General features: G+C 52.4%; 22 protein-coding genes. 16 read left to right on the top strand and 6 right to left on the bottom strand.

The window, feature by feature from the left end:
• Nucleotides 1–38: 38 nt before the first annotated feature.
• The gene (locus tag BFV64_RS14000; RefSeq protein ID WP_048997443.1) at nucleotides 39–380 is read left to right on the top strand and encodes a hypothetical protein; all 342 of its coding nucleotides are present in this window, start codon (nucleotides 39–41) and stop codon (nucleotides 378–380) included.
• A 36-nt stretch (nucleotides 381–416) separates the two neighbouring features.
• On the opposite strand, the gene ftnA is transcribed toward BFV64_RS14000, so the two are convergent.
• Nucleotides 417–914 (bottom strand): non-heme ferritin, encoded by a 498-nt coding sequence (ftnA, locus tag BFV64_RS13995; protein WP_014884366.1) that lies wholly within the window; start codon nucleotides 912–914, stop codon nucleotides 417–419.
• A gap of 197 nt (nucleotides 915–1111) precedes the next feature.
• Nucleotides 1112–1450 (bottom strand): YecR family lipoprotein, encoded by a 339-nt coding sequence (gene yecR / locus BFV64_RS13990; RefSeq protein WP_069602197.1) that lies wholly within the window; start codon nucleotides 1448–1450, stop codon nucleotides 1112–1114.
• Between the two features lie 237 nt (nucleotides 1451–1687).
• Here yecR and azuC point away from each other — a divergent pair, with 237 nt between their 5' ends.
• Together azuC and BFV64_RS13985 are read left to right on the top strand one after the other, a co-directional pair.
• A complete protein-coding gene (gene azuC / locus BFV64_RS25425; RefSeq protein WP_014884364.1) occupies nucleotides 1688–1771 on the top strand; it encodes a stress response protein AzuC in 84 nt (27 codons plus the stop codon).
• Between the two features lie 108 nt (nucleotides 1772–1879).
• On the top strand, nucleotides 1880–2131 hold the full coding sequence (locus tag BFV64_RS13985; RefSeq protein ID WP_014884363.1) for a DUF2766 family protein: 252 nt from the start codon (nucleotides 1880–1882) through the stop codon (nucleotides 2129–2131).
• A gap of 42 nt (nucleotides 2132–2173) precedes the next feature.
• On the opposite strand, the gene BFV64_RS13980 is transcribed toward BFV64_RS13985, so the two are convergent.
• Both BFV64_RS13980 and BFV64_RS13975 read right to left on the bottom strand, forming a co-directional pair.
• The gene (locus tag BFV64_RS13980) at nucleotides 2174–3517 is read right to left on the bottom strand and encodes an anaerobic C4-dicarboxylate transporter (RefSeq protein ID WP_014884362.1); all 1344 of its coding nucleotides are present in this window, start codon (nucleotides 3515–3517) and stop codon (nucleotides 2174–2176) included.
• Between the two features lie 154 nt (nucleotides 3518–3671).
• Nucleotides 3672–4175, bottom strand: a complete 504-nt coding sequence (locus BFV64_RS13975; RefSeq protein ID WP_014884361.1) for a non-heme ferritin-like protein — start codon at nucleotides 4173–4175, stop codon at nucleotides 3672–3674.
• Nucleotides 4176–4963: 788 nt separating this feature from the next.
• On the opposite strand from BFV64_RS13975, the gene araF reads away from it, so the two are divergent.
• From araF to otsA, 5 genes are all read left to right on the top strand, one after another.
• On the top strand, nucleotides 4964–5953 hold the full coding sequence (gene araF / locus BFV64_RS13970; RefSeq protein ID WP_008500409.1) for an arabinose ABC transporter substrate-binding protein AraF: 990 nt from the start codon (nucleotides 4964–4966) through the stop codon (nucleotides 5951–5953).
• Nucleotides 5954–6024: 71 nt separating this feature from the next.
• A complete protein-coding gene (gene araG, locus BFV64_RS13965; RefSeq protein WP_014884359.1) occupies nucleotides 6025–7539 on the top strand; it encodes an L-arabinose ABC transporter ATP-binding protein AraG in 1515 nt (504 codons plus the stop codon).
• A gap of 14 nt (nucleotides 7540–7553) precedes the next feature.
• Nucleotides 7554–8534 carry an arabinose ABC transporter permease AraH gene (araH, locus tag BFV64_RS13960; RefSeq protein WP_014884358.1) on the top strand — a complete coding sequence of 327 codons (981 nt, stop codon included), beginning with the start codon at nucleotides 7554–7556 and terminating at the stop codon, nucleotides 8532–8534.
• Between the two features lie 176 nt (nucleotides 8535–8710).
• Nucleotides 8711–9514: a trehalose-phosphatase gene (gene otsB / locus BFV64_RS13955; protein WP_063614365.1), complete on the top strand. Its 804-nt coding sequence runs from the start codon at nucleotides 8711–8713 to the stop codon at nucleotides 9512–9514.
• Nucleotides 9489–10913, top strand: coding sequence for an alpha,alpha-trehalose-phosphate synthase (otsA, locus tag BFV64_RS13950; protein ID WP_014884356.1), 1425 nt, complete (start codon nucleotides 9489–9491; stop codon nucleotides 10911–10913). Before otsB ends, otsA begins: the two co-directional genes overlap by 26 nt.
• Before the next feature lie 16 nt (nucleotides 10914–10929).
• Here otsA and uspC read toward each other — a convergent pair whose 3' ends face one another.
• On the bottom strand, nucleotides 10930–11358 hold the full coding sequence (uspC, locus tag BFV64_RS13945) for a universal stress protein UspC (protein WP_014884355.1): 429 nt from the start codon (nucleotides 11356–11358) through the stop codon (nucleotides 10930–10932).
• A gap of 794 nt (nucleotides 11359–12152) precedes the next feature.
• Here uspC and flhD point away from each other — a divergent pair.
• The 6 genes from flhD (at nucleotide 12153) to cheW (ending at nucleotide 17585) form a co-directional block, all read left to right on the top strand.
• Complete coding sequence (gene flhD / locus BFV64_RS13940) at nucleotides 12153–12503, top strand: flagellar transcriptional regulator FlhD (RefSeq protein ID WP_013096050.1); 351 nt, start codon at nucleotides 12153–12155, stop codon at nucleotides 12501–12503.
• A 2-nt stretch (nucleotides 12504–12505) separates the two neighbouring features.
• Nucleotides 12506–13084, top strand: a complete 579-nt coding sequence (gene flhC / locus BFV64_RS13935; RefSeq protein ID WP_014884354.1) for a flagellar transcriptional regulator FlhC — start codon at nucleotides 12506–12508, stop codon at nucleotides 13082–13084.
• Nucleotides 13085–13207: 123 nt separating this feature from the next.
• Complete coding sequence (gene motA, locus BFV64_RS13930; protein ID WP_008500417.1) at nucleotides 13208–14095, top strand: flagellar motor stator protein MotA; 888 nt, start codon at nucleotides 13208–13210, stop codon at nucleotides 14093–14095.
• On the top strand, nucleotides 14092–15021 hold the full coding sequence (gene motB, locus BFV64_RS13925; protein ID WP_014884353.1) for a flagellar motor protein MotB: 930 nt from the start codon (nucleotides 14092–14094) through the stop codon (nucleotides 15019–15021). Before motA ends, motB begins: the two co-directional genes overlap by 4 nt.
• 4 nt (nucleotides 15022–15025) lie before the next feature.
• A complete protein-coding gene (cheA, locus tag BFV64_RS13920; RefSeq protein WP_047626983.1) occupies nucleotides 15026–17062 on the top strand; it encodes a chemotaxis protein CheA in 2037 nt (678 codons plus the stop codon).
• A gap of 19 nt (nucleotides 17063–17081) precedes the next feature.
• Complete coding sequence (gene cheW / locus BFV64_RS13915) at nucleotides 17082–17585, top strand: chemotaxis protein CheW (protein WP_014884351.1); 504 nt, start codon at nucleotides 17082–17084, stop codon at nucleotides 17583–17585.
• 103 nt (nucleotides 17586–17688) lie between these two features.
• Here cheW and BFV64_RS13910 read toward each other — a convergent pair whose 3' ends face one another.
• Entirely contained in the window at nucleotides 17689–18948 is a 1260-nt protein-coding gene (locus BFV64_RS13910) for a dicarboxylate/amino acid:cation symporter (protein ID WP_014884350.1), read from the bottom strand.
• Nucleotides 18949–19377: 429 nt separating this feature from the next.
• On the opposite strand from BFV64_RS13910, the gene BFV64_RS13905 reads away from it, so the two are divergent.
• Nucleotides 19378–19950 (top strand): Csu type fimbrial protein, encoded by a 573-nt coding sequence (locus tag BFV64_RS13905; protein WP_023337442.1) that lies wholly within the window; start codon nucleotides 19378–19380, stop codon nucleotides 19948–19950.
• A 12-nt stretch (nucleotides 19951–19962) separates the two neighbouring features.
• Nucleotides 19963–20511, top strand: a complete 549-nt coding sequence (locus BFV64_RS13900; RefSeq protein WP_032636170.1) for a Csu type fimbrial protein — start codon at nucleotides 19963–19965, stop codon at nucleotides 20509–20511.
• Nucleotides 20512–20521 lie beyond the last annotated feature (10 nt).

Raw genomic sequence — 20521 nt, 5'->3', positions numbered from 1 at the left:
CAACTCGTGCAAATAATAAAATAATGTGAGGATTTTTTATGGAGGGGGAGAATCCATTTACGGCGGCATGGAGCCGGGGAGGCAATCTGTTGTGCCATGGACACTGGATAATAAGCTGGCAGAACCAGCCTCTGACGCTGCCTGAGTCCCGCCGCGAAAAGGATATGGGCACCTGGGCAATCTATTCGGTTATTGATCCTGAAGATGAAACCTTTGCACAAGGCTTACAGGAAGATGAGTGGATTATCGAAAACGTTGACTGGCTGACAGACCTGTTTTTCGAGGTGGGTATTCCGCTTGAGACGGCCAGCTACCGCTATTTTTATCAGGCCGTCAATCCCCATGACTGGCGCTGTACCAGCTGCGCAGGATGTATGTAAATTAACGCGGTGCAGGAAACCCGCACCGCGTTGAAATTAATTCTGTGTATCGAGAGTGGAAAGTTCTTTATCAATAAAGTAAAGACCTTCACCTGATTTACCCACCAGGGATAATTTATCCAGCACGGATTTAAACAGCTTCTCTTCTTCATGCTGTTCTGCCACATACCATTGCAGGAAATTAAAGGTTGGATAATCCTGGCTGGTCATTGCCGCATGAACCAGTTCGTTAATTTTCTGCGTGATCAGCTGTTCGTGCTCGTAGGTGGCGCGGAACAGTTCATCGAGAGAATTATACTCGGCAAAAGGCGAGGCCACGGTCTCAATGCGCGGCAGGCTGCCGGTGTCGGTCAGATAATCAAACAGGCGCTGCATGTGGGTCATCTCTTCCTGCGCATGGCGACGCAGAAACGCGGCCGCACCTTCAAAGCTGTGGTAGCTGCACCAGGCGCTCATCTGCTGGTAGAGAAGGGATGAAAAGAGCTCAAGGTTCATTTGCGCATTGAGCTTGTCGATCATTTCAGTTTTCAGCATGGTGACGCTCCGGGTTATTATTACTGGTTCACAATGAGCGACACTATAATTTGTTATTTAATTATTTGCAAAACGTAAAATAAATATTCATTACTTCAAAATACGAATGGGAATAAAACGCATTGTCGGTTTTATATTAATGCGAATTGTTTTTGTTCTTAGTTAAATAAAGTGCCAGCAAACGCTGGCAGCTTGGATTAATACCAGGGATTATTTGACTTAGGGTTAACGGCATAACCCATGCATTTATACTGAATGGTCACGCTTTCGTTAAGGCACAAAGAGCCGCTTATCAGCGCACAGGTTTTGACGGGTTGCCCGTAGGCAGACGCGGTGGCATACCCCATACCCTGGCAGGCTTTCACTGCGGTGCCGTTATTTACATATTCGTCAGACCAGGCATTTTGCAGCACGGCCTGACCGTAATCGAGGCGGACAATGCCGTTTGGTGCGTCGAGGCTACTGATTTCCGCCTGACGGTTAACGCTGCATCCCGCGAGCAGCAGGATCGTACCGGCTACGATGACTCTTTTCATGGTTCGCTCTGAGTGGATGGAGATACGTTATCGTACCCGCAGAGACGTAGCCCAATGCCAGGAATAGCCGGACGATCTGCCTTCTCTCTTTGATTTTGTTCGCGGTTTTGCTGGCTAACAGGTGTTGCAGTAAATTGAATTGTGATGCACATCACAAAAACATTGATTTTTGTGATGTTGGTCATATTATAGGCGCATTGACGATAAAGCTGTATGACAAGTTAATGGAGCATCACAATGAAACTGCGCAAAATCCTCAAAAGTATGTGGGCCAATTACTGCCGCACCTTTAAAGACGTGCCGCCGGGCGCCATGTTCTGATAAAAAAAACCTGCTTCGGCGGGTTTTTTTGTCCCTGCTGGTGACGAAGGGGAGATGTCAGGGGCTGCGTTTTGATACTATGGCGGCCTTTAAATAAGGAGAAGCCCCATGTCACAAAACCTGAGCGCCGATCAGGAACTGGTCTCTGACGTTGTTGCCTGTCAGCTGGTTATTAAGCAAATCCTTGATGTTCTGGATGTTATTGCCCCGGTTGAAGTCCGCGAGAAGATGTCCACGCAGCTGAGAAACATTGATTTCACCAGCCATCCTGCCGCCGCTGACCCGGTGACGCTTCGTGCGATCCAGAAAGCGATCGCGCTGATTGAGCTGCGCTTCACCCCGCAGGGCGAGTCGCATTAATATCTGCAAACGGGCGACCGCGTAAGTCGACCGTTGATGCCTTTAAAAGAAAGTCTGTACCAGCAGGTAGCTCGCCGCACACGCGCAGCTCACACCGATTAATCCGGGCAGAATGAAGCTGTGGTTAATGATGAATTTGCCGATGCGGGTGGTTCCTGAGCGATCGAAGCCGATGCAGGCTAAATCACTGGGATAGGTCGGCAGAACAAAATAGCCGTATGACGCCGGGAAAAAGGCGATCAGCATTTTTGGATCGATCCCCAGCATCAGCCCCATTGGCGCCACGGCCGTCAGGGCAGCCGCCTGGCTGTTCACCAGCTTCGACACCAGGAAAAGCACGATGGCATACGTCCACGGATGGCTTTTCACCACGCCTTCCAGCGCCAGTTTTAACTCGTCGAGATGCGCCTGGAAAAAGGTATCGCTCATCCACGCCACCCCGAACACCGAGAAAATCGCCACCATACCGGCCTTAAATACCGCGCCGTTAGAAATGGCTGAGGCATTGACCTTGCAGGCCATCAGCATCACGGCACCGGCAATGAGCATCATCATCTGAATGACCAGGTTCATCGACAGCGCCGTCATTTTGCCTTTCAACTCGAAGGCGGGGCGCAGTTCGGGGAAGGCCCCGAGCAGGACAACCACGGCAATACCGGCAAAGAAAATCCAGGTCGACCAGTAAGCCTGCTTCGGAAAACGTTGATTCATTAACGTCTCCGTACCGCCATAGATAAACTCACGCTGCTTTGGATCTTTTAGTTTTTCCTGAAACTCCCTGTCGTCAGACAAATCTTTCCCGCGGCGTAAACTCCACAGGGCAGCAATGGCGACACCAAAAAGTGAAGCGGGAACCGACACGGCGAGTATTTCCAGGATCCCCCATGCGTGACCGATCCCATGCTGGGCGGCCAGGATGGAGACCAGCGACACGACGGCGACGGAAACCGGTGATGCCGTGATTGCCATCTGCGATGCTACCGATGCCACGGCCATTGGGCGCTCGGGTCGGATCCCTTTTTTCAGGGCGATATCCGCAATGATGGGGAACATGGTGTAGACCACATGGCCGGTACCGCAGAGAAAGGTCAGCATCCAGGTGGTAAACGGGGCGAGAAGCGTGATGTGCTGCGGATGTTTGCGCAGGAGGCGTTCGGCAAATTGCATCATGACATTGAGCCCACCGGCAGTTTGCAGGGTGGCTGCACAACCAATCACGGCGAGAATGGTCAACATCACGTCAACCGGCGGCTTGCCGGGCTGGAGACCAAAGACAAAACACAAAATAAAAAGGCCAATCCCGCTGATTAACCCAAGCCCCATGCCGCCGAAACGTGTACCCGTCAGCAGGCAGAGGAGAATGACAATAAACTCAATGGTGATCATGCTGCTCCCTCGTCAATGATTATGTAATTAAATAAATCATTACATGTTGTGTGGTTAATCATTGGGAGCGAGATCTGATTTGTTAAATCTCAGCAAAAGCAGAAGGTTGGCGCAGGGAAGGTAACCTGCTCCGAACGGGAGCAGGTCAAAAGCGTCAGTGATGCTGCACTGTGACAATGTCGAGCAGGTGGCGATCGGTTTGTTCCGGGCACAAACCTGCCTGTTGCGCATTATGGATCTCGTCCGCAAGGGTTTTCAGCAGCATTCCGTCCTGCTGCTGCTCTTTATCCATATCGCGCAGGAATTTCAGCGTGGTCATGTCATGCTGCGCTCTGGCTTCATCGGCCAGCTTGTTGAGCGTCGTGCAACGCTGTTCATACTCTTCAAGCGTCTTTTCAAACAATTCTTCCAGAGAAGAGTAATTATCGTTGATCCCCTCCAGGGCTTTAACAACCGGGTTTGCCCCCGCCGCTTTCAGGAAATTAAAGACGCGCATCATGTGGGTGACGTTGCTTTGGGCCTGTGAACGAAAGAACGTGGCAGAGCCCGTAAGGCTTTTCTCGGAACACCACGCACTGAGGTAAAGGTGCAGATTTGAGGCGTAAAACTCAAGGTTCATCTGCGCGTTAAGTTTTTGCATCATCGTTTGGGTAGCCATACTCATATCCTTATAGACTGTGGGACGTGATGTCCGTTGCTTAACCTGAGCGCCAGGCAAATACGAAGAAATAGAGCAGAAAAAGAGATTCTGCAGTGCCAAAGCTGACCGAAATTCACTTCCTGTGTTCGATATAAATAAGCATACCGTTGTCTTTAATTTAAGAAAAGTCTTAATCCCGCTGTTTTTACCATACATTACAAAATTTAATATAGTACAAATATTCAAATAGTTTCCCATGAAATGAAATCATTCTATCTTACTGATAGTTAAGGGGGAGTGTGTTTTTAATGTTGCGGTTTGTGTTTCGGGGGGATTGCGTCGGAATAATTATCTGGGAAAGCAAGAAATACAGATAATTCATTTCGCATATATGATGTTTCATTAAAATTGCGCTAAATCAATTTTTGCCGGGAAATATATTTTCAGCGCGAGTGTGTTTTTTTGATGGAAAGCAGGGTGTTCCTTTCAACCCTTAGCCCCGGCGTGACCGGTCTAATGGCATCAGGGACTTCTTAGCGAATCTTATGGATAATTCTGCTCACCCCTCTTTTATTTGTCTGACAAATCCTGCCTTTTTTATGTCATTTTCGCTGAATTTATGTACGCAATTACTGTAATTCTGCGGTGTGATGGGGCTCTCTTATGGATGATTAATTTCCCGCTAAAACTATCACCAGCAATAACGCTTATGACGAGGTAAGCGCTAATGCCTTGTTTTAAGTCCGATTAAATAAGAAGCACGTAAATATTCCCTACAGAAAAGAATGCTAAAGCTGGAGTTTACCATGCACAAATTTACTAAAGCGCTGGCGGCCATCGGTCTGGCTGCCGTTATGTCACAATCCGCTATCGCTGAGAATTTAAAACTCGGTTTTCTGGTAAAACAGCCCGAAGAACCCTGGTTCCAGACCGAGTGGAAATTCGCAGATAAAGCCGGGAAAGATTTAGGTTTTGAAGTGATTAAAATCGCCGTGCCCGACGGTGAGAAAACGCTGAACGCCATCGACAGCCTGGCGGCCAGCGGTGCAAAAGGTTTTGTTATCTGTACACCGGATCCGAAACTGGGGTCCGCCATTGCGGCGAAAGCCCGCGGTTACGACATGAAAGTCATTGCCGTTGACGATCAGTTCGTGAATGCCAAAGGCAAACCGATGGACAGCGTGCCGCTGGTCATGATGGCGGCGACCAAAATCGGCGAACGTCAGGGTCAGGAACTCTATAAAGAAATGCAGAAACGCGGCTGGGATGTGAAAGAGACCGCCGTCATGGCCATTACCGCTGATGAGCTGGACACAGCACGTCGTCGTACGACGGGCTCAATGGACGCGCTGAAAGCGGCCGGTTTCCCGGAGAAACAGATCTATAAAGTCCCGACCAAATCCAACGATATCCCGGGGGCATTTGACGCCGCGAACTCCATGCTGGTTCAGCACCCGGAAGTGAAGCACTGGCTGGTGGTCGGTATGAACGATAACACCGTGCTGGGTGGGGTCCGTGCGACAGAAGGCCAGGGCTTTAAAGCGCCCGATGTGATCGGAATTGGCATCAACGGCGTTGACGCCGTCAGTGAGCTTTCCAAAGCGCAGGCCACCGGCTTCTACGGTTCTCTGCTGCCAAGCCCGGATGTCCACGGCTACAAATCCAGCGAAATGCTCTACAACTGGGTAACCAAAGGCGCTGAACCGCCGAAATTTACCGAAGTGACCGACGTGGTGCTGATCACCCGCGACAACTTCAAAGAGGAACTGGCGAAAAAAGGACTGGGCGGTAAGTAATACGCTGTGATTGTGCCCCTTACTCGCCGTAAGGGGCCAGACGTACAGACTACAGGAATCACGGAGTCGTTATGCAACAGTCTCATCCCTATCTCTCTTTTCGCGGCATCGGGAAAACGTTCCCCGGTGTTAATGCGCTGACCGATATCAGCTTTGACTGCTATGCCGGACAGGTTCACGCCCTGATGGGGGAAAACGGAGCGGGGAAATCCACGCTGTTAAAAATCCTCAGCGGCAACTACGCGCCAACAACCGGCACGCTGGCTATTCGCGGCGAAGAGATGGCCTTTGCCGATACCACGGCGGCGCTTAATGCCGGGGTGGCCATTATCTATCAGGAATTGCACCTTATTCCCGAGATGACCGTGGCGGAAAATATCTATTTAGGCCAGCTTCCGCACAAAGGCGGCGTGGTGAACCGTTCGCTACTTAATTATGAAGCGGGGCTGCAGCTTAAACATCTTGGTCTGGATGTCGATCCCCAGACGCCGCTGAAATATCTCTCCATCGGCCAGTGGCAGATGGTTGAAATTGCCAAGGCGCTGGCGCGCAACGCCAAAATTATTGCTTTCGATGAACCCACCAGCTCGCTCTCCAAGCGTGAAATCGAAAACCTGTTCCGCGTGATCCGCGAGTTGCGACAGGAAGGACGCACCATTTTGTATGTCTCGCACCGCATGGAAGAGATATTTGCCCTGAGCGATGCCATTACCGTTTTTAAAGATGGGCGCTATGTGCGCACCTTTAGCGATATGCAGCAGGTTAACCATGACCAGCTTGTTCAGGCGATGGTCGGGCGCGATCTGGGCGATATCTATCACTGGAAGCCGCGCGAGTATGGCCCTGAACGCCTGCGGCTGGAAAACGTGAAAGCGCCAGGCGTGAGAACACCGGTTTCATTATCCGTCCGCAGCGGCGAGATCGTCGGGCTGTTTGGCCTGGTAGGGGCGGGGCGCAGCGAATTAATGAAAGGCTTGTTCGGGGGTACCCGCATTTCCGCAGGGCGGGTCTCCATCGACGGTGAGCAGGTTGATATCCAGAAACCCGCCCACGCGATCAGGGCAGGAATGATGCTCTGTCCGGAAGACCGCAAAGCGGAAGGGATCATTCCGGTGCATTCGGTGCGTGACAACATCAATATTTCCGCCCGCCGTAAGTTTATTCGCGCGGGTTGCCTGATAAACGACAGCTGGGAGTCGAGCAATGCCGACCACCATATTCGCTCGCTGAATATTAAAACGCCCGGCCCGGAACAGCTGATTATGAATTTGTCAGGGGGGAACCAGCAGAAGGCCATTTTAGGCCGCTGGTTGTCGGAAGACATGAAGGTCATTTTGCTGGATGAGCCGACGCGCGGTATCGATGTGGGCGCAAAACACGAGATTTATAACGTGATCTATGAACTGGCAAAACGCGGCGTGGCGGTACTTTTCGCCTCCAGCGATCTGCCGGAGGTGCTTGGCGTTGCCGACCGCATTGTGGTGATGCGTGAAGGCGAAATCGCCGGTGAATTACTTCATGAACAGGCGAATGAACAACAGGCGTTGAACCTCGCCATGCCTAAAGTCAGCCAGGCAGTCGCCTGAGTAAGGAGTTAATGATGTCCTCTGTTACTACATCCGGAGCGCCGAAGTCGGCTTTTAGTTTTGGTCGTATCTGGGATCAGTACGGCATGCTGGTGGTCTTTGCCGCACTTTTCGTCGCCTGTGCGATCTTCGTCCCTAACTTTGCCACTTTCATTAATATGAAAGGATTGGGCCTGGCCATTTCCATGTCCGGCATGGTGGCCTGCGGTATGCTGTTCTGTCTGGCCTCCGGTGATTTCGACCTGTCGGTGGCCTCTGTTATCGCCTGTGCGGGCGTGACCACCGCCGTGGTGATCAACATGACAGAAAGCCTGTGGATTGGCGTGCTGGCGGGTCTGTTACTAGGCGTGCTTAGCGGCCTGGTGAACGGTTTTGTCATTGCTCGTCTGAAGATTAACGCCCTGATAACCACGCTTGCGACGATGCAAATTGTGCGAGGTCTGGCCTATATCATCTCCGACGGTAAAGCGGTCGGGATTGAAGACGAGCGCTTCTTTACGCTGGGTTACGCTAACTGGCTGGGCCTGCCTGCGCCAATCTGGCTCACCGTGGCCTGCCTGATCCTGTTCGGCTTCCTGCTCAACCGGACCACGTTTGGCCGCAATACTCTGGCGATCGGGGGCAATGAAGAAGCCGCACGTCTGGCCGGTGTGCCGGTGGTGCGCACCAAGATTATTATCTTTGTCCTCTCGGGACTGGTTTCTGCCGCCGCCGGGATTATTCTGGCCTCGCGTATGACCAGCGGCCAGCCAATGACCTCGATTGGTTATGAGCTGATCGTCATTTCTGCCTGCGTTTTAGGGGGTGTTTCCCTCAAGGGCGGCATCGGAAAAATCTCATATGTGGTGGCTGGTATCCTGATTTTAGGGACGGTAGAGAACGCCATGAACCTGCTGAATATTTCGCCGTTCTCTCAGTACGTGGTGCGTGGTCTGATCCTGCTGGCGGCGGTGATATTCGACCGTTACAAGCAAAAAGCAAAGCGTACCGTGTAACCCCGACGCTGACTTTTTATTGCTCAACTTATAACCATAGTTGACCCCTGAACCGCCTCGCCAGTTTTGCTGGCGGGGCGGTTGTCAAATGGCGAGCCCCATCACACTGTCTATACTTACATGGCTATGAAAGAGGTAAAGGCGTTTACCTCTCATCAACTGTAAGGAGGAATAGGGTGGCTGACTCGTTAACCGCACCGCCTGTACTGCCCGGAAAATATGCTTTCTTTTTTGACCTCGACGGGACGCTCGCCGGGATCCAGCCGCATCCTGACGACGTGGTCGTACCGGATACGGTGCTAGAGAATTTGCAGCAGCTCTCTCGACTGAACGAGGGCGCATTGGCATTGATTTCAGGGCGCTCAATGGCCGAGCTGGATGTGCTCGCCAGTCCTTACCACTTTCCGCTAGCCGGTGTACACGGAGCGGAGCGCCGCGATATCCATGATCAACTGCATGTTGTATCACTCCCCGATACCTTAATTCAGGCGTTACACACTGAACTCTCCTCGGCGCTGGCGTCACTCCCGGGTACGGAACTGGAAGCGAAAGGCATGGCATTCGCCTTGCACTATCGGCAGGCACCGCATCACGAAGCAGCGATATTTGCGATTGCCCGTAGCGTGGTCGATGCACACCCGCAGCTCGCGCTACAGCCGGGGAAGTGTGTCGTTGAGATAAAACCTGAAGGCATTAATAAAGGTGCTGCTATTGCGGCGTTTATGGCGGAACCGCCATTTAAGGGACGTATACCGGTATTTTTAGGCGATGATCTGACCGACGAGGCCGGATTTCGCGTGGTGAATCAGGCCGGAGGGATCGCCGTTAAGGTGGGGCCTGGTAACACTGTCGCAGAATGGCGTCTGGCAAATGTCGACGCCGTCTGGCAGTGGATATCTGAAATCGCTAACCAGCAACAACAACAAATAGCGCAAAACAAAGGGGGAAACCATTATGGGTCGCTTAGTCGTCGTCTCTAACCGAATTGCACCGCCTGATGATAAAAAATCCAGTGCAGGTGGCCTGGCGGTAGGGGTGTTAGGTGCCTTGAAAGCTGCTGGTGGGCTGTGGTTTGGCTGGAGTGGTGAAATCAGTGAAGAAGAGAAACCGCTTAACAAAGTGACGCGTGGGAATATCACGTGGGCATCCTTTGCGCTGAAAGAGAAAGACTATGACGAGTATTACTCGCAATTCTCCAACGCCGTGCTGTGGCCTGCGTTTCATTACCGTCTTGACCTGGTCAAATTCCAGCGTGAATCCTTCGAAGGGTACTCGCGCGTCAACGCGCTGCTGGCGGATAAACTGCTGCCTCTTATAGAGGAAGACGATATTTTATGGATCCACGATTACCACCTGCTGCCCTTCGCCCGAGAGCTGCGTAAAAGGGGAGTAAACAACCGGATTGGCTTCTTCCTGCACATACCGTTCCCGACGCCGGAGATCTTTACCGCACTGCCGCCGCATGAAGCGCTGCTGGAGGGGCTGTGTGATTACGATTTATTGGGCTTCCAGACCGAAAATGACCGCCTCGCGTTCCTGGATTCGGTGTCAGGTAAAACGCGACTGATGACAAAAGGCGGCAAGACCCATACGGCGTGGGGGAAAACCTTCCACACCGAAGTGTATCCGATTGGGATTGAACCCGACGAGATTGCGGATCAGGCTTCCGGCCCGCTGCCGCCGAAGCTGGCGCAGCTGAAGAATGAACTCAAGCATGTGAAGAATATCTTCTCGGTAGAGCGTCTGGATTATTCCAAAGGGCTACCGGAACGCTTCCTGGCCTATGAAACGCTGCTGGATAAATACCCTCAGCACCACGGTAAAATTCGTTATACACAGATAGCGCCAACGTCGCGCGGTGAAGTTCAGGCCTACCAGGATATTCGTCACCAGCTGGAAACGGAAGCGGGGCGCATCAATGGTCGCTATGGTCAGCTTGGCTGGACGCCGCTCTTTTACCTGAATCAGCATTTTGACCGCAAAATCCTGATGAAAGTCTTCCGCTATGCAGACGTGGGGCTGGTCACCCCGTTACGTGACGGGATGAACCTGGTGGCAAAAGAGTATGTGGCGGCTCAGGACCCGGCGGACCCGGGGGTACTGGTGCTTTCCCAGTTTGCCGGGGCGGCGAATGAGCTCACGTCAGCGCTTATCGTGAACCCTTACGATAGGGATGACGTGGCTAATGCCCTCAACCGCGCGTTGACCATGCCGCTGACGGAGCGCATTTCACGCCATGCTGAGATGATGGAAACGATCCGTAAGAACGATATTAATCACTGGCAGGCGCGTTTTATTCAGGATCTCCGCGAAATAACGCCGCAAAGCCATGAAGGCGATCTGCAAAAAAAGATCGCAACATTCCCTAAACTCGCCTGATATTCCTCCGGGGGGTTTACGACCCCCCAAGCGGCACTAACAGCACATCAACCTGGCTTGACGCGACAATCGATTTTGCCGCGCAAGCTGCGCGAGATAAAAAGCTGTGGTTATGGTTCCCGCAAATTACTAAATCAATATTCTGTTTGCGACACATGTCGAGAATATGAGCATTAAGTTCACCGGTCGCAATTACGGTCTCGTAAACAGGATATTGTGCCTTTTCTACCAACTCTCGCAGAAATTGCTGTGTTTCTTCCTGCAATACCTCACGAATATCTTCCAGCATGGGGGCTGCCAGCTGATTATACATCTCGGGTTCGGCTGCAAGCGTGATGAGGCTAATGCGCGCATTGCTGGGCCTGGCGATGGACACGGCCCGGGAAACAAGCAGATGGCTTTCGGGAGAAACAGCAACAGATACAAGCAGATGGGAGTAACTCATGTCGCACTCCTTAGATGTCTGAAAGACAGCGTGTGATCACCATTACCGCGAATGACCAGGATCTGCAAGAGGGGATTACGACATTAGTGTGAAGCTTATCATAATTATTCATTAATTATTCTTATAAGAAGAATAACTGAAAAACGCGTCTAAATGAAAAAAATTAACAACTTAACGTAAATCACACAATTTCCCTCTTTTGCCGTTAAATCGTTTTAACCCGTTATAAACATATTTCGAATGATCACGCTCTGAAACAATTTTTGTGGGCGGCTTGCATAACTCTATGTTTTTTCACGGTAAGAAAAATGTTTCCTTAAGATGAGCATCTTGTGAAGGTTTCCGGGGCGCGCTCACGGCAGGAAAAGCACGATACATGCCAGTTCGCTTCACCCTTCTGCATGACTATTCGTCGATTAAGAATACAAAACTGTGCCAATTGGGCAAAAAATGAACAAACTACAAGTCATACTGATGGATTTATGGAGGATATTCACTTAAATTGTGTGACGTGGATCACATTTTTTTTAAATTTGAGGGTGGCTGCATTGTATGTGGCAAATCTGACGAGTAGAGTTTGCGTCGAATTAGGAAAAATCTTAGTTATTTGTAAGAAATGATAAACCACGTAAGAGACGTTACTGCGTTTCGACTCTTGCGCGTTTCGATGAATACAAACCTAGATTCAACTATGCATTTAGCCTTTTCTTTTTATACCGGGTGATTTCCCGGCGACATCACGGGGTGCGGTCTTTCCGCATAAAAATAATAGTTGGTTATTCGGGATGGGAACAATGCATACATCCGAGTTGCTAAAACATATCTATGACATCAATTTGTCATATTTACTGCTCGCGCAGCGTTTAATTAGTCAGGACAAAGCGTCCGCGATGTTTCGTCTGGGTATTAACGAAGAAATGGCAACCATGCTGGGTGGTTTAACCCTCCCGCAGATGGTAAAACTGGCCGAAACGAATCAACTGGTTTGCCAGTTCCGTTTTGACAATCCGCAGACGATCACGCGTCTGACGCAGGAATCCCGTGTTGACGATCTGCAACAGATCCATACCGGTATTCTTCTCTCCACTCGCTTGCTTAACGAAATCAGCCAGCCTGATGACGCAGCCCGTAAGAAAAGGGCCTAGCAATGAGCGAGAAAAGCATTGTTCAGGAAGCGCGTGACATACAGCTTGCCATGGAGCTGATTACGCTGGGTGCTCGTTTACAAATGCTGGAAAGCGAGACTCAGCTGAGCCGTGGTCGCCTCATTAAACTGTATAAAGAGTTACGTGGTAGTCCCCCGCCGAAAGGCATGTTGCCGTTTTCGACAGACTGGTTTATGACGTGGGAGCAAAATATCCACGCATCGATGTTCTGTAACGCCTGGCAATACCTTCTGAAAACCGGTTTGTGTAGCGGCGTCGACGCCGTGATCAAAGCGTATAAACTTTACCTTGAACAATGCCCGCAGCAGGACGAAGGCCCCCTGCTGGCACTGACCCGAGCATGGACGCTGGTACGTTTTGTTGAGAGCGGAATGCTTGAATTGTCGCGCTGCAATTGCTGCGATGGCAATTTTATTACCCATGCTCATCAGCCTGTTGGCAGCTTCGCCTGTAGTTTATGCCAGCCTCCATCCCGCGCAGTAAAAAGACGTAAACTTTCCCGGGATGCTGCCGATATTATTCCACAACTGCTGGATGAACAGATCGAACAAGCTGTTTAACCCGAACGTGTGGGCAAGATTCCAGCAGCGGTAAGTCATTACCGCTGCTTTTTTTTACCCCTCAAACGGTAAACGCTACGAACTGAACGTCCTTGCCATAGTCACTAGCGGAAGGATGATGTCGTGCTTATCTTATTAGGTTACCTGGTAGTTCTCGGTACAGTTTTCGGCGGTTACATGATGACCGGCGGGCACCTTGGAGCACTCTATCAACCGGCTGAACTTATTATCATCGGCGGCGCAGGGGTAGGGGCTTTTATCGTTGGTAACAACGGCAAATCCATCAAGGGCACGTTGAAAGCCATTCCATTGCTGTTCCGTCGCTCGAAATATACCAAAAGCATGTATATGGATCTGCTGGCGCTGCTCTATCGCCTGATGGCGAAGTCACGTCAGCAGGGGATGTTCTCTCTTGAGCGGGATATTGAAAACCCGAAAGAGAGCGAAATTTTTGCCAGCTATCCGCGCATTCTGGCTGATGCCATGATGCTGGATTTCATCGTCGATTATCTGCGACTCATCATCAGCGGCAATATGAATACCTTCGAAATCGAAGCGCTGATGGATGAAGAGATCGAAACCCACGAAAGCGAATCTGAAGTGCCTGCCAACAGCCTGGCGCTGGTGGGTGACTCGCTTCCGGCTTTCGGTATCGTTGCGGCGGTGATGGGGGTGGTACATGCCCTGGCCTCGGCGGATCGTCCGGCGGCCGAACTGGGCGCGCTGATTGCCCATGCGATGGTAGGGACCTTCCTCGGTATTTTGCTGGCTTATGGTTTTATCTCTCCGCTGGCCAGCGTCCTGCGCCAGAAGAGCGCGGAAACCACAAAAATGATGCAGTGCGTGAAGATCACGCTGCTCTCAAACCTCAACGGTTATGCGCCGCCGATCGCGGTTGAATTTGGCCGTAAAACGCTTTACTCCAGCGAGCGTCCGTCGTTTATCGAACTTGAAGAACACGTGCGCGCGGTGAAAAACCCAAACCAACAGACGACAACTGAGGACGCATGAAAAATCAGTCCCATCCGATCGTCATCGTAAAAAAACGCAAGCACAAGGGCGGTGGGCATGGCGCGCACGGCTCGTGGAAAATCGCGTACGCCGACTTTATGACTGCAATGATGGCGTTCTTTCTGGTGATGTGGCTGATCTCCATCTCCAGCCCGAAAGAACTGATCCAGATTGCCGAATATTTCCGTACGCCGCTGGCGACGGCAGTGACCGGTGGGCCGCGTATCTCTAACAGCGACAGCCCCATTCCTGGCGGCGGTGATGATTACACCCAGCAGAAGGGTGAGGTGAAAAAAGAGCCGAACATCGACGAGCTGAAGAGGAAGATGGAACAGGCGCGTCTGAAAAAACTGCGTGGCGATCTCGATCAGCTGATTGAGGCTGACCCCAAACTGCGTGCGTTGCGACCGCACCTGAAAATCGATCTGGTGCAGGAAGGGTTGCGTATTCAGATCATTGATAGCCAGAACCGTCCGATGTTTAAAACCGGCAGCGCTGAGGTTGAGCCGTACATGCGCGATATTCTGCGCGCTATTGCACCGGTGCTGAACGGCATTCCTAACCGAATCAGCCTGTCAGGCCACACGGATGATTTCCCGTACGCCAGTGGGGAGAAGGGATACAGCAACTGGGAGCTTTCTGCCGATCGTGCCAACGCCTCGCGTCGCGAGCTGGTGGCCGGTGGGCTTGATGATGGCAAGGTACTGCGCGTGGTCGGCATGGCAGCAACCATGCGCGTCTCCGACCGCGGGCCGGATGACGCCATCAACCGTCGTATCAGTCTTTTAGTGCTGAACCAGCAGGCGGAGCAGGCCATCCTGCATGAAAACGCCGAAAGTCAGAATGAGTCACTGGACGATTTAAAACAGCCTGGGGCCGTTCCTTCGGCTGCCGTTCCAACATCGCCACCAGCCAATCCGAGGTGATAGCGTGAGCATGGATATTAGCGATTTTTACCAGACATTCTTTGATGAAGCCGACGAATTGTTGGCCGATATGGAGCAACATTTGCTCGACCTGGTGCCCGAAGCACCGGACTCCGAGCAGCTCAATGCCATCTTCCGTGCGGCGCATTCCATTAAGGGCGGAGCCGGAACGTTTGGATTTACCATCCTGCAGGAAACAACCCATTTAATGGAAAACCTGCTGGATGAAGCACGACGCGGTGAGATGCAGCTCAATACCGACATTATCAACCTGTTTTTGGAAACCAAAGATATTATGCAGGAACAGCTCGACGCCTATAAAAGTTCGGCAGAGCCTGATGCCGCCAGCTTTGAATATATCTGCAATGCGCTTCGCCAACTCGCCCTGGAAGCAAAAGGTGAGGTCGCAGCAGCCGTTGTCCCTGCTGCAAAACTGAGCGTTGTCGATGCGGTTGGTGCCGGTGAAACCGTGCCAGCCGCTGCGCAAGCGGGCAAATTGCGTGTTGTGCTTTCACGCCTGAAAGAGAATGAGGTTAACCTGCTGGAAGAAGAGCTGGGTAACCTGGCGACGTTAAGCAATGTCGTGAAAGGCAAAGACAGCCTCGCCGCTACGCTTGATGACGGGATTGGTCAGGACGATATCGTGGCGGTGCTGTGCTTTGTGATTGAAGCCGACCAGATTGCCTTCGAAACCGAAACCGCCGAAGCGGAAGCTCCAGTAGCGCAGGAAGAGGTGGCCGTCATCGCTCAGGCTCCGACCCCGGCTGTCGCGCCTGCGGCCCCGGCGCTGAAAGCGGTGCCAAAAGACGCTGCTGCACCTGCACGTGGTGAAAAACCGGCCGCGCGCTCCAGCGAATCCACCAGCATTCGCGTTGCCGTTGAGAAGGTTGACCAGCTGATCAACCTGGTGGGCGAACTGGTGATCACCCAGTCGATGCTGGCACAACGTTCTAATGAACTGGACCCGGTTACCCATGGCGATCTGATCACCAGCATGGGTCAGTTACAACGTAACGCCCGCGATCTGCAGGAATCGGTCATGTCCATCCGTATGATGCCGATGGAATATGTCTTCAGCCGCTTCCCGCGCCTGGTACGCGATCTCGCGAGCAAACTGAATAAACAGATTGAACTGACGCTGATGGGTAGCTCCACCGAGCTGGATAAGAGCCTGATCGAGCGCATCATCGACCCGTTAACGCACCTCGTGCGTAACAGCCTCGACCACGGTATTGAACTGCCGGAAAACCGCATTGCTGCCGGAAAATCGCCGGTGGGCAATTTGATTCTCTCTGCGGAACATCAGGGCGGGAATATTTGCATCGAAGTGACCGATGACGGCGCGGGTCTTAACCGCGAGCGTATTCTGGCGAAGGCGATTTCGCAGGGCATGGCGGTCAACGAAAACATGACCGATGAAGAAGTGGGGATGCTGATCTTCGCGCCCGGCTTCTCTACCGCAGAGCAGGTGACTGACGTTTCCGGGCGCGGCGTCGGCATGGACGTGGTGAAACGTAACATCCAGGAGATGGGCGGCCACGTTGAGATCCAGTCTAAGCAGGGTTCCGGCACCACCATTCGCATCCTGCTTCCGCTGACGCTGGCGATCCTCGACGGGATGTCCGTGAAAGTGGCAGACGAAGTGTTCATTCTTCCGCTGAACGCGGTGATGGAATCCCTGCAGCCGCGTGAAGAAGATCTGCATCCGCTGGCGGGCGGTGAGCGCGTGCTCGAAGTGCGCGGGGAATATCTGCCGCTGGTGGAACTGTGGAAAGTGTTCGAAGTGGACGGCGCGAAGACCGAGGCCACGCAGGGCATCGTTGTGATCCTGCAAAGTGCGGGCCGTCGCTATGCGCTGCTGGTTGATCAGCTGATTGGTCAGCATCAGGTGGTGGTGAAGAACCTCGAAAGCAACTACCGCAAAGTGCCTGGTATTTCTGCCGCGACCATTCTGGGTGATGGTAGCGTGGCGCTGATCGTCGATGTGTCGGCGCTTCAGGGATTAAATCGTGAACAACGTGTGGCGTACACAGCCGCCTGATTAAGTAGAAGGTAAAAACATGACCGGTATGAGTAATGTAACGAAACTGGCGGGCGAGCCATCAGGACAGGAATTCCTGGTATTCACTTTAGGCGATGAGGAGTACGGCATCGATATCCTTAAAGTGCAGGAAATTCGTGGTTACGATCAGGTTACCCGCATCGCTAACACACCTGCTTTTATTAAAGGTGTCACCAACCTGCGCGGCGTCATTGTGCCCATCGTCGATCTGCGCGTGAAGTTCAGCCAGGGCGACGTTGACTACAATGACAACACCGTGGTGATCGTCCTGAACCTGGGGCAGCGCGTGGTGGGTATCGTGGTGGATGGCGTATCTGACGTGCTCTCTCTGACCTCTGACCAGATTCGCCCTGCGCCGGAGTTTGCGGTCACCCTGTCGACCGAATACCTTACCGGTCTGGGTGCGCTCGGCGAGCGTATGCTGATTCTGGTGAACATTGAGAAGCTGCTGAACAGCGAAGAGATGGCGCTGCTGGATATCGCGGCGAATCATGTAGCGTAGGTAAATGCAAAACGGCAACCCGTTTGCCGTTTTTTATGTTTGCTCCCTCTCCCTGTGGGAGAGGGTCGGGGTGAGGGCATCAGGCCTCACCCCTTTCATATCCTTACGCTTCCTGCTTTACCAGCTCAGCTTCCGCTTCCCGCGCCCCTTCATTCTGCGACAGCATCGCGGTCGCAATCCCGTTCCCCAGCACGTTAATGGCTGAACGCCCCATATCCAGGAAGTGGTCGATCCCCATCAGCAGCAGAATGCCCGCTACCGGGATATTAAAGCTTGGAATGGTCGCAGCCAGCACCACCAGGGACGAACGCGGTACGCCCGCAATCCCCTTTGACGCCAGCATCAGGGTTAACATCAATACCGTTACCTCTGAGAAACTCAGGTGAATGTTATACGCCTGGGCGATAAACATCGACGCGAACGAGCAGTACACCATCGACCCCACCAGGTTGAAGGAGTAGCCAATTGGCAGAACAAAAGAGGCGATATTGCGTGAGCAGCCAAAACGCTCCAGTTGCTCCAGCGTTTTAGGGTAGGCGGCTTCAGAACTGCTGGTGGTGAACGCCACCAGTACCGGGTCTTTCAACATGCTGACCAGGCGAAACACCTCTTTTTTCAAAACCATATAGCCCACGGCGAGCAATACCAGGCAGGTGAGAAGGATGGCAACATAGTAACCGCCAATAAAGGAGGCATAGTTCAACAGAATGCCTAAGCCCTGAGTGGCAATGACGGAGGAGATCGCCGCAAAGATGGCCAGCGGCGCAACGTACATCACGTAACCGGTTACCTTCAGCATGATATGGGAAACCACATCCAGCGCGGCAACCAGCGGCGCGTTGAATTTCTGCCCCAGCGACGCACCGCCGATACCGAAGAACATTGAGAACACCACAATCTGCAGGATCTCATTGTTCGACATCGCGCCTGCGATACTGGTTGGAATAGTGTGAGACAGAAACGCTTTCAGCGTCATGCCTCCAACGGCCAGACCGGTATCTACCGCTTCGGTTGGGATCGTCAGGTTCAGACCACTTCCCGGATGCTCCAGCGTGACGATAAACAGTCCGACCAGAATGGAGAGCACCGATGAGCTGATAAACCACACCATCGCTTTACCGCCAACGCGGCCAATGGTGGAGGTTTCGCCCAGTTTCATAATGCCGACGGTCAGCGTACTGAAGACCAAGGGTGCAATAACCATTTTGATCAGACGAAGGAAGATGTCGGTCAGCAGGGTAATATTATCCGACCAGGCTTTAATGGCATCCGCAGATGCGTATTCATGAATTGCTGCCCCTGAAAGAATACCCGCCAGCATGAATATCACGATGAAGAGTGTGAGTTTGTTTGCACTTGCCACGAAAAAAGACCCTCTATGCGCTTTAGATGTCGCCCGCGCCGATACATATAGATTTTTTATTACTGCGCGGGAAATTATTCGGCACATAAATTGACGCAAAGCGTAGGGGGATACAACAAGTTTTTAAGTTTTATTAATTTTGTTGTTAATGTGCAGACGATATATTGTGACGCTTATCACACTTTTGCGGATATATCCTCAGCCTGCGCGCCCGAATATTCTTTTATTTCGGTTTAACTTTCTGTTTTTAAAATATAAATGCTGTCAATAAGACATAGGTTGTGACTACCCTGCGTCGGGTGGTCGAAGCGATATCCGTAAACTAAATTCTCAATAACCCCCTCAGAGGAACGTTAAGCGGGGCTAACATCTTGAACGTTAAAAATAAAATGTTGCAAGGGAACGGAGGCGTCTTCTGGAGGGTGGTAAATGAAAAGAAAACTCCTTTTGATCTGTGCAGGCACATTACTGACTACGACCGTAGTTAATCAGGCACTGGCCGTTACCAGTAGCGGCACCATCGGGGCGACGCTGACGCTGACAAACGGCTGCCTGATAAACGGATCGCCCACGCAAAGTGGTATTAACTTCGGGACGCTCGATTTTGGTACCCATCCCGCAACGTTTTCCACCCTTACGACGCAGTTGAGCGGCGCCAGCGGCGGAAACACCTTTACCGTCCAGTGTACGACCGCCAGCTATACGGTCGCGATAACCGGCAATACCCATTCCACCGCCCCTGGCTCCGTGGTGGGGTCGCCAGGGACGCCTGAGCGCTACCTGGTCAATACGGCCAACGCGGCACAGGGCGTGGCGTATAGCCTGTACAGCGACAGCGGGTTCAACTCTGTGATTGCCAATAACACCGCGTTGCCGATCGCGTCTACGGCAGGTGGGGTCGACAGTTATACCCTGTACGGCCGCATTACCGGAGGCGGGAACAGCGTAACGGTGGTACCCGGCACCTATACCGACACGATTAACGTCAGCGTGACCTATTAGATCTGCCCTGCCATGAAGGCCCCTTTTACAGGTCTGCGCAAACGCGCAGAGGGAAGCGTGCAGCCTTTTTTCGCGCTGATCGTCGGGCTGTTGCTGATACCTGCTGCGGGGGCGGTGACATCGCAGTCCTTTAAGGTCAGCGCGACCATTGTACCGGGTTGCGCGGTGGCCACCGGTAGCGGGGGGCTTCTCGGTACGCTGGATTTTGGCACCCATAACGGGGTGGAAAGCGCGCCAGTCAGTACCAGCTTTGTGCCAAACGGGGCGTTGTCTATCGCCTGTACGCCTGGCGTGGCGCTGAGCATGAGCATTAATGGCGGTCAAAATTATTCATCCGTCCGTCGGATGAAGCGGTCCGGAGGAACAGAACTGGTGCCGTACCGGCTCTACAGCAGCAGCTCGCTGGCCGCCAACAGCGAAATTGGCGTTAACCAGGCAATACCGGTGACCTATACCAACAGTAATAACATCGCGCTGCCGCTGTTTGGCGTGGCGCTACTGACCGGCTTTAGCCCGGCAGGAACCTATACCGATCAGCTCACCGTGACCTTGTCATGGTAATAAAGGGAGA

Origin of the sequence: Enterobacter kobei, assembly GCF_001729765.1 — a bacterium.
Taxonomy (GTDB): domain Bacteria; phylum Pseudomonadota; class Gammaproteobacteria; order Enterobacterales; family Enterobacteriaceae; genus Enterobacter; species Enterobacter kobei.
Note: the sequence above shows the minus strand (reverse complement) of the source record. Positions and strands in the feature narration are given on the sequence as shown.

Bases quoted from the DNA above. Each gene is read 5' to 3' on its own strand.
- BFV64_RS14000 (WP_048997443.1), top strand. From the start codon at position 39: ATGGAGGGGGAGAATCCATTTACGGCGGCATGGAGCCGGGGAGGCAAT.
- araH (WP_014884358.1), top strand. From the start codon at position 7,554: ATGTCCTCTGTTACTACATCCGGAGCGCCGAAGTCGGCTTTTAGTTTT.
- BFV64_RS13900 (WP_032636170.1), top strand. From the start codon at position 19,963: ATGAAGGCCCCTTTTACAGGTCTGCGCAAACGCGCAGAGGGAAGCGTG.
- BFV64_RS13980 (WP_014884362.1), bottom strand. From the start codon at position 3,517: ATGATCACCATTGAGTTTATTGTCATTCTCCTCTGCCTGCTGACGGGT.
- flhD (WP_013096050.1), top strand. From the start codon at position 12,153: ATGCATACATCCGAGTTGCTAAAACATATCTATGACATCAATTTGTCA.
- yecR (WP_069602197.1), bottom strand. From the start codon at position 1,450: ATGAAAAGAGTCATCGTAGCCGGTACGATCCTGCTGCTCGCGGGATGC.
- BFV64_RS13975 (WP_014884361.1), bottom strand. From the start codon at position 4,175: ATGGCTACCCAAACGATGATGCAAAAACTTAACGCGCAGATGAACCTT.
- BFV64_RS13985 (WP_014884363.1), top strand. From the start codon at position 1,880: ATGTCACAAAACCTGAGCGCCGATCAGGAACTGGTCTCTGACGTTGTT.
- otsA (WP_014884356.1), top strand. From the start codon at position 9,489: ATGGGTCGCTTAGTCGTCGTCTCTAACCGAATTGCACCGCCTGATGAT.
- cheW (WP_014884351.1), top strand. From the start codon at position 17,082: ATGACCGGTATGAGTAATGTAACGAAACTGGCGGGCGAGCCATCAGGA.
- uspC (WP_014884355.1), bottom strand. From the start codon at position 11,358: ATGAGTTACTCCCATCTGCTTGTATCTGTTGCTGTTTCTCCCGAAAGC.
- araF (WP_008500409.1), top strand. From the start codon at position 4,964: ATGCACAAATTTACTAAAGCGCTGGCGGCCATCGGTCTGGCTGCCGTT.
- motB (WP_014884353.1), top strand. From the start codon at position 14,092: ATGAAAAATCAGTCCCATCCGATCGTCATCGTAAAAAAACGCAAGCAC.
- BFV64_RS13905 (WP_023337442.1), top strand. From the start codon at position 19,378: ATGAAAAGAAAACTCCTTTTGATCTGTGCAGGCACATTACTGACTACG.
- azuC (WP_014884364.1), top strand. From the start codon at position 1,688: ATGAAACTGCGCAAAATCCTCAAAAGTATGTGGGCCAATTACTGCCGC.
- flhC (WP_014884354.1), top strand. From the start codon at position 12,506: ATGAGCGAGAAAAGCATTGTTCAGGAAGCGCGTGACATACAGCTTGCC.
- araG (WP_014884359.1), top strand. From the start codon at position 6,025: ATGCAACAGTCTCATCCCTATCTCTCTTTTCGCGGCATCGGGAAAACG.
- ftnA (WP_014884366.1), bottom strand. From the start codon at position 914: ATGCTGAAAACTGAAATGATCGACAAGCTCAATGCGCAAATGAACCTT.